Source organism: Ramlibacter sp. (genome assembly GCF_041916345.1).
GTDB lineage: Bacteria > Pseudomonadota > Gammaproteobacteria > Burkholderiales > Burkholderiaceae_C > Ramlibacter.
Genome location: NZ_JAYRZR010000149.1, coordinates 1 through 5,839, shown reverse-complemented (window position 1 = coordinate 5,839; position 5,839 = coordinate 1). Strand labels below are relative to the sequence as shown.

Genomic DNA, 5,839 nt, shown 5'->3' with positions numbered 1-5,839 from the left:
TCTGCGTGCGCAGCTTCGAGGGCCTGCCCGTGTTCGCGCGTGACCTGGTGGCCCTGCTCACGCAGGACGCTGAGCAGTCCGAGGCCGCTCAGGCCGACGCAGCGCCGCGATAGCGGAAGGTGCCCATCGCGCGCGCCACCAGGCGACCCTGCCTGTCGTGCGCCTCCACCTCGCAAAAGCACACCGAGCGGCCGCCGCCTGTCACGCGGCCCTGCGTGCGCAGCGTGCCGGCCAGGGGCTGGGTGAAGGTCACGTGCAGGTCAGCGGCGGCCACCTCACGTGCGGCATCGTCGAGCCGGCCGCGTGCGGTTCGCGCCAGCGCCGCATGCAGTTGCGCCAGCAGGGCCGCTTCGTCCGCCATGCTCAGGCCCTCTCGCGCTTCGAGGCCGCCGCGGCCGCGCTAAAGTCGCGCGGGCCGGTCAGCGCCAGGCCGCCATCCACCGGGATGATGGCGCCGGTGATGTAGCTGCCCCAGTCACTGGCGAGCAGCATCGCCATGCGCGCGATGTCTTCGGTGCGGCCCAGCCGGCGCAGCGGCACGCGTTGCGCCATGGCGGCCAGCGTGTCCTCCGTCGGGGCCAGGCGCTTCAGGCCCTCGGTGTCGGCGATCGGTCCGGGCACGATGGAGTTCACGCGGATGCCCTGCGGCCCCCACTCCATGGCCAGCACCTGCGTCAGCATGTCCACACCGGCCTTGGCCGCGCACACATGGGCCTGGAACGGCGTGGGCGTGAAGGCCTGGCTGGCGGAGATCTGGATCACGCAGGCGCCCGGTTGGCGCAGGTGCGGGTGCGCGAAGCGCGCCACATGGAAGCTGCCCATCAGGTCGATGTCCACCACCGTCTTGAAGGCATTCGGTGACAGGTCGAGCGCGCTGGCGAGAAAGTTGCCCGCGGCGCCGGAGACCAGCACGTCGATGGGGCCGAAGCGGTCCGCCGCGGCCTGCAGCGCCTGCTGTACCGCCTCCGGCTGACGCACGTCGGCCGGCGTTCCGAAGGCGTGTGCGCCACCGGCCTGCAACTGCGCCACGGCGCTTGCCACCTTGTCGGCGGAGCGGCTGATGATCGAGACGTTCGCGCCTGCGCGGGCAAAGCCCTGCGCGATGCCGAAGTTGATGCCGCTGGAGCCGCCGGCCACGAAGACGTGGCGGCCCGTGAAGTCGAAGGGGAGCGCGTTCATCGGGTCGTTCACTCGAGCTTGAAGCCGATCTCGGCCAGCATCTTCTGGTCGCGGTCGAACTGCGCGCGCGCATAGGCGGCGTAGGCCTCGCCGGTGGAGACCTGCGGAATCATGTCGAAGAGCTCCAGCTGGGCCTGATGCGCGGGGTCGGCCGCTGCCTTGCGGAAGGCGGCCTGCAGGCGCTCGCTGATCTTCGCGTCCAGGCCCTTGGGCGCCACCAGGCCCACCGGCGACTCGATCACGAAGTCGTGCCCCAGTTCCTTCACCGTGGGCACGTCCGGGTAGCGCTTCATGCGCTGTGCGGTGAACGTCGCCAGCAGGCGCGCGCGGCCGCCCTGGACCTGGGCGCCGAAGCCGGGATCGCCATAGACGTCGAGGTGGCGGCCGATGAGCGCCTGGAAGGCCTCGGCGCCGCCCTTGAACGGGACCATGTTGAAGCGCGTGCCGGCCGCGCGGGCCAGCCGCTCCGCGGTGATGCGGTTGATGCTGATCGCGCCCACCGTGCCCCAGCTCAGCGCGCCGGGCTTGGCCTTGGCCTCGGCCATCAAGTCGTTGAAGGTCTTCCAGGCCGCGTCCGCCGCCACTGTGACGCCGGTCACCAGGCCGAAATAGGTGCCGAGGTAGCTGAAGTCCTTCAGCGGATCCCAGTTCACCTTCTGCACCAGCGGCGCGCGGATCACCGAGTTGTGCATCACCGCGATCGTGTGGCCGTCGGCCTCGTTCATCGTGGCCAGCGTCGCCGTGCCCATGATGCCGCCGGCGCCCGGCTTGTGCATCAGCACGACGGGTTGCCCCAGCTCCTTGGCGGCGGCATCGGCCAGGCTGCGCACGACCGGGTCGAACGAGCCGCCGGCCGGGAAGGGCAGAACAAGCTGGATCGGCCGGCTGGGAAAGCCGGCCTGCGCAAAGGCGGGCGCAGCGATGCTGCTGGCGCCGAGCGCGGCCAGGCCGCCGAGCACGCGGCGTCGCGAGAGGGGTTTGCGGGTGAGGGTCATGGGGTCTGTCTCCTTCGTTGAGGGGGCATCAATCGCCGCCGGGCAGCGGCAGGTAGCGGAACGTGCCCTGGCCGCGAGCGACCACGCTGCCTTCGGCATCGGTGACGACGGCGCTGCACCACGCCACCTGATCGTCATGTGACTCCAGCAGGCTGTCGCAGGTGAGCGTGCCGCGGCCGGGGGCGAGGAAGCTGGTGCACAGGTTGAGCGTGACGGCGGTGCGCTGGAAGTCGAAGCGGGAGACGGCCGCGCTGGCCATCGCGACGTCGATCAGCGTGGTGACCACGCCGCCGTGCACCGCGCCGATCACGTTGCCCAGTTCAGGCCGTGCGTCGATGGCGAGCCGCGCGCGCCCGCCTTGCGAGAACTCGCGCCGCATGCCGATCAGCTGCATGAAGGGCACCTGGCCGAACAGCTGCCGCGGGTCAGGCCCGGTCACCGGCTTCATCGCGTGGCCTGTTCCCGCAGCACGTTCTTCAGCACCTTGCCCGCGGCCGACAGCGGCAGCGCGGGCGCGAAGGCGATGCTGCGCGGGCACTTGTAGCCGGCCAGGCGATCACGGCACCAGCCGCGCAGCACGTCGGCCTGCGCTTCGTCACTCGGCGCGCCCTCGGTGGACACCACGACGGCATGCACCGTTTCGCCCCAGCGCGGATCGGGCAGGCCGATCACCGCGGCCTGCGACACCTGCGGGTGGCTGCGCAAGGCGGCCTCCACCTCGGCGCAGTACACGTTCTCGCCGCCGGTGATGATCATGTCCTTCAGGCGGTCGACGATGTACAGGTAGCCTTCCGCGTCCATGCGGCCGGCGTCGCCGGTGCGGAACCAGCCGTCGCGGAAGGCACTGGCCGTGGCCTCGGGCAGGCCCCAGTAGCCCTGCGTGACCATGGGGCCGCGCGTGAGGATCTCGCCCACCTCGCCGCGCGGCAGCTCGCGGCCCGACTCGTCGGTGATGACGATCTCCGCGCCCAGGCCCGCGCGGCCCACGCTGTGCAGGCGCCCGCGCGCACGCGCCTCGGGCGAGCGGTGGTTGGGCGGCAGGTTGATGCAGACCGCACCCGCCGTCTCGGTCAGGCCGTAGGCCTGGAAGAACTCCGCGTGCGGCCAGGCGGCCAGCGCGCGGTCCAGCAGGTCGGGCGGCATGGGCGCGGCCCCGAAGGCGATGCGGTCCAGGCTGCGCACGCGGTCGGCGTGGAAGCCGGGCTCGTCCAGCAGCGCCTGCAGCATCGTCGGCACCATGATCGTGTCGGTGATGCGGTGTTCCTCGATCGCGGCCAGCACCTGGGGCGGCCGGAACTGCGCCATGGTGATGCAGGCACCGCCCACGATGCTCTGCCCCACCAGCCGGCCGAGGCCGGCCACGTGGAAGAGGGGCGCCACCAGCAGCGAGACGGAGTCCGGCGCGTTGTTGAGTTCGGCGCCGCGCGTCATGGCGGCCGTCCAGAAGTTGGCGTGGGTGAGCATCACGCCCTTGGAGCGCCCGGTGGTGCCGCCGGTGTAGAGGATGGTGGCCAGTGCCTCGCCGCCGGTGCGCGTGTCGGGCAGCGGGGGCAGGGCCGCCGCCTCGTCGGCGAAGGCGCCGAGCGTGACGCGCGGCAGGGTCGACGCCTGGGCGGCGAGGGCCTCCAGACTCTCGTCTACCAGCAGCAGGTGGGCGCCGCAATCCTGCAGCGCGTGGGCGAGCTCCGGCGCGCTCCAGCGCACGTTCAGCGGACACGCCACCGCACCCCGCCACCAGCACGCGAACAGGGCGCGCACCAGCTCGTCATGGTTGGGTGCCAGCAGCGCCACGCGGTCACCGGCCTGCACGCCGCGCGCGGCGAGCGCGGCCGCATGACGCGCCACGCCATCGACGAGTTGCGCGAAGCTGTGGCGGCGCACGGCGGTCTCCCCCACGTGGGTGAGGGCGGTCTTGTCGGGGTGGCGCTGCAGGGAGCGCTGCAGGCCCTGGGTCAGGTACACGGCGGGAACGGATGGGGCGAAGGAATGGTCCGCAGGTTAGGCCGGTGCGCGCATGCGCCCAATGGCCGGATCGGCCAATGCGCTTGGCGAAAGCTTCCAGCCCGCGCCAATTGCTGCGCTGCGCCTTGCGGCGATGCGGGTTCGGGGGTGCAATGCCTGCATCACTTTCACGGGAGATGGCCATGCGTGCACGAACCCTGGGATGGATGCTGGTGGGCGCGATGGCCTTCGGCGCGCAGGCGCGAATGCCGGACTGGCTGGCGGTGCCCGGCGCGGCCGAGCTGCAGGTGCATGCCGGCTCGCTGGACCAGCACCATGGTCTGGTGACCGCCCGCGTGCGGCTGGCCGGCAGTACCAGCCTGATGCGGGGCGCCGCCTTCGAGCCGGTGGGCCGGCTGGGCGCGCATCACCGGCGGGTGGTGTCGCTGCAGTTCGATTGCGCGCGCCGCACCGTGCGGCTGCTGGACACGCAGACTTTCGACGCGCGGGACCGGCCGCTTGCAATGGACGCCACACCCGGCCCGGTGGTACCGCTGCCGGGCGACGAGTCCGCGGGCTGGCTGTACGACGCGGTGTGCGAGCTGGCGCGCGCCCGGGCGCAGTAGGGGCGGCCGCGGCGCGTGACCGGGGGGCGCGCGCAGCGCCGGCTACCATGCGCCATCTCGCCTGCCACCCATGCCTGCCACCCTCACCGGCTTCTACATCAACCTCGACCGCAGCACGGACCGCGACGCGTGGATGCGCGAGCAGCTCGATCGCCTGGGCATGACCTGGGTGCGCCGCGCGCCCGCGATCGACGCCGCGACGCTCGCACCGCGGCCCGCGAGCCCGCTGCTGCCGGGTGAGATCGCCTGCTACGCCTCGCACCTGGCGGTGATCCGCCAGGCGCCGCCCGACGCCTTCACCCTCGTGCTGGAGGACGACACCGAGCTGTCGCCGCAGGCCGCCGAGGTGCTGACGCAGGCGGTGGCCGGCGGCCTGCCCGGCACGGACGTGCTGCTGCTGGAGTGCCAGCATCACTTCTCCCTCTCGCACGTGGCAGCCCTGTGGGGCGCGGCGCACAAGCACTTCCTGCCTGATGCCTCCGGCGGCGTGACGCGGCGCGTGCGCGGCATCGAGCTGATGGAGGCCGCGCAGTTCTACAAGTGGGGCTTGCCGGCCTACGTGGTCACGCCGGCTGGCCGCGCGAAGCTGCTGCCGCTGCTGGAGCGCGGGTTCGCCGAAGGCCCGCAGCGCCCCATCGACCGGCACATCGAGGCGGCCTTTGTGGCAGGCGAGCTGCGCGGGCTGATCGCCATGCCCTTTCTCGCGACCACCGGTCTGCGCTGGCATGGCCGCTCCACCATCGGCAACGGCTACCGAATGCCCGGTGACACGCTCATGGTGATCCGCCGGCTGCTGTTTGCCGGCCCCATCGACGACGCGACGGCCATGGCCCAGGGCCTCTCGCGCCTGCCGGGTGATCCGGCGCTGGACATGCTGTCCGTGGCGCTGCGCCAGGTGGCCCTGATGCATCGGGCCGAGGCGCAGTTCGCCGCGCAGCTCATCGGCGCAGACGGCACACCGCGTCTTTCGGTCCCGGCTGTTTCTCCCTCTCCCTCCGGGAGAGGGCCGGGGTGAGGGCTCCCCCCCCCCCCCCCCCCCACCCCAACACCCCCCCCCAATCCCCCGCCCAGCGCAGGCACCGCCCCCCCCCCCCCCCC

General features: G+C 72.4%; 7 protein-coding genes. 2 read left to right on the top strand and 5 right to left on the bottom strand.

Features of this window, described 5'->3' with window-relative positions; genetic code table 11:
• Nucleotides 1–88: 88 nt before the first annotated feature.
• Genes ACE3T5_RS20915 through ACE3T5_RS20895 form a run of 5 tightly spaced genes read right to left on the bottom strand, consistent with a single transcriptional unit; the run spans nucleotide 89 to nucleotide 4,136 of the window.
• Nucleotides 89–361: a PaaI family thioesterase gene (locus tag ACE3T5_RS20915; protein WP_374670044.1), complete on the bottom strand. Its 273-nt coding sequence runs from the start codon at nucleotides 359–361 to the stop codon at nucleotides 89–91.
• 2 nt (nucleotides 362–363) lie between these two features.
• A complete protein-coding gene (locus ACE3T5_RS20910; RefSeq protein WP_374670043.1) occupies nucleotides 364–1,179 on the bottom strand; it encodes an SDR family oxidoreductase in 816 nt (271 codons plus the stop codon).
• A gap of 8 nt (nucleotides 1,180–1,187) precedes the next feature.
• Entirely contained in the window at nucleotides 1,188–2,174 is a 987-nt protein-coding gene (locus ACE3T5_RS20905; RefSeq protein ID WP_374670042.1) for a Bug family tripartite tricarboxylate transporter substrate binding protein, read from the bottom strand.
• A gap of 28 nt (nucleotides 2,175–2,202) precedes the next feature.
• A complete protein-coding gene (locus ACE3T5_RS20900) occupies nucleotides 2,203–2,622 on the bottom strand; it encodes a PaaI family thioesterase (protein WP_374670041.1) in 420 nt (139 codons plus the stop codon).
• Nucleotides 2,619–4,136, bottom strand: coding sequence for a class I adenylate-forming enzyme family protein (locus ACE3T5_RS20895; RefSeq protein ID WP_374670040.1), 1,518 nt, complete (start codon nucleotides 4,134–4,136; stop codon nucleotides 2,619–2,621). The genes ACE3T5_RS20900 and ACE3T5_RS20895 overlap by 4 nt, the downstream gene beginning before the upstream one ends.
• Nucleotides 4,137–4,318: 182 nt before the next feature.
• On the opposite strand from ACE3T5_RS20895, the gene ACE3T5_RS20890 reads away from it, so the two are divergent.
• Both ACE3T5_RS20890 and ACE3T5_RS20885 read left to right on the top strand, forming a co-directional pair.
• The gene (locus tag ACE3T5_RS20890) at nucleotides 4,319–4,741 is read left to right on the top strand and encodes a hypothetical protein (protein WP_374670038.1); all 423 of its coding nucleotides are present in this window, start codon (nucleotides 4,319–4,321) and stop codon (nucleotides 4,739–4,741) included.
• A 70-nt stretch (nucleotides 4,742–4,811) separates the two neighbouring features.
• Complete coding sequence (locus ACE3T5_RS20885) at nucleotides 4,812–5,756, top strand: glycosyltransferase family 25 protein (protein ID WP_374670037.1); 945 nt, start codon at nucleotides 4,812–4,814, stop codon at nucleotides 5,754–5,756.
• The last annotated feature ends 83 nt before the right edge of the window (nucleotides 5,757–5,839 follow it).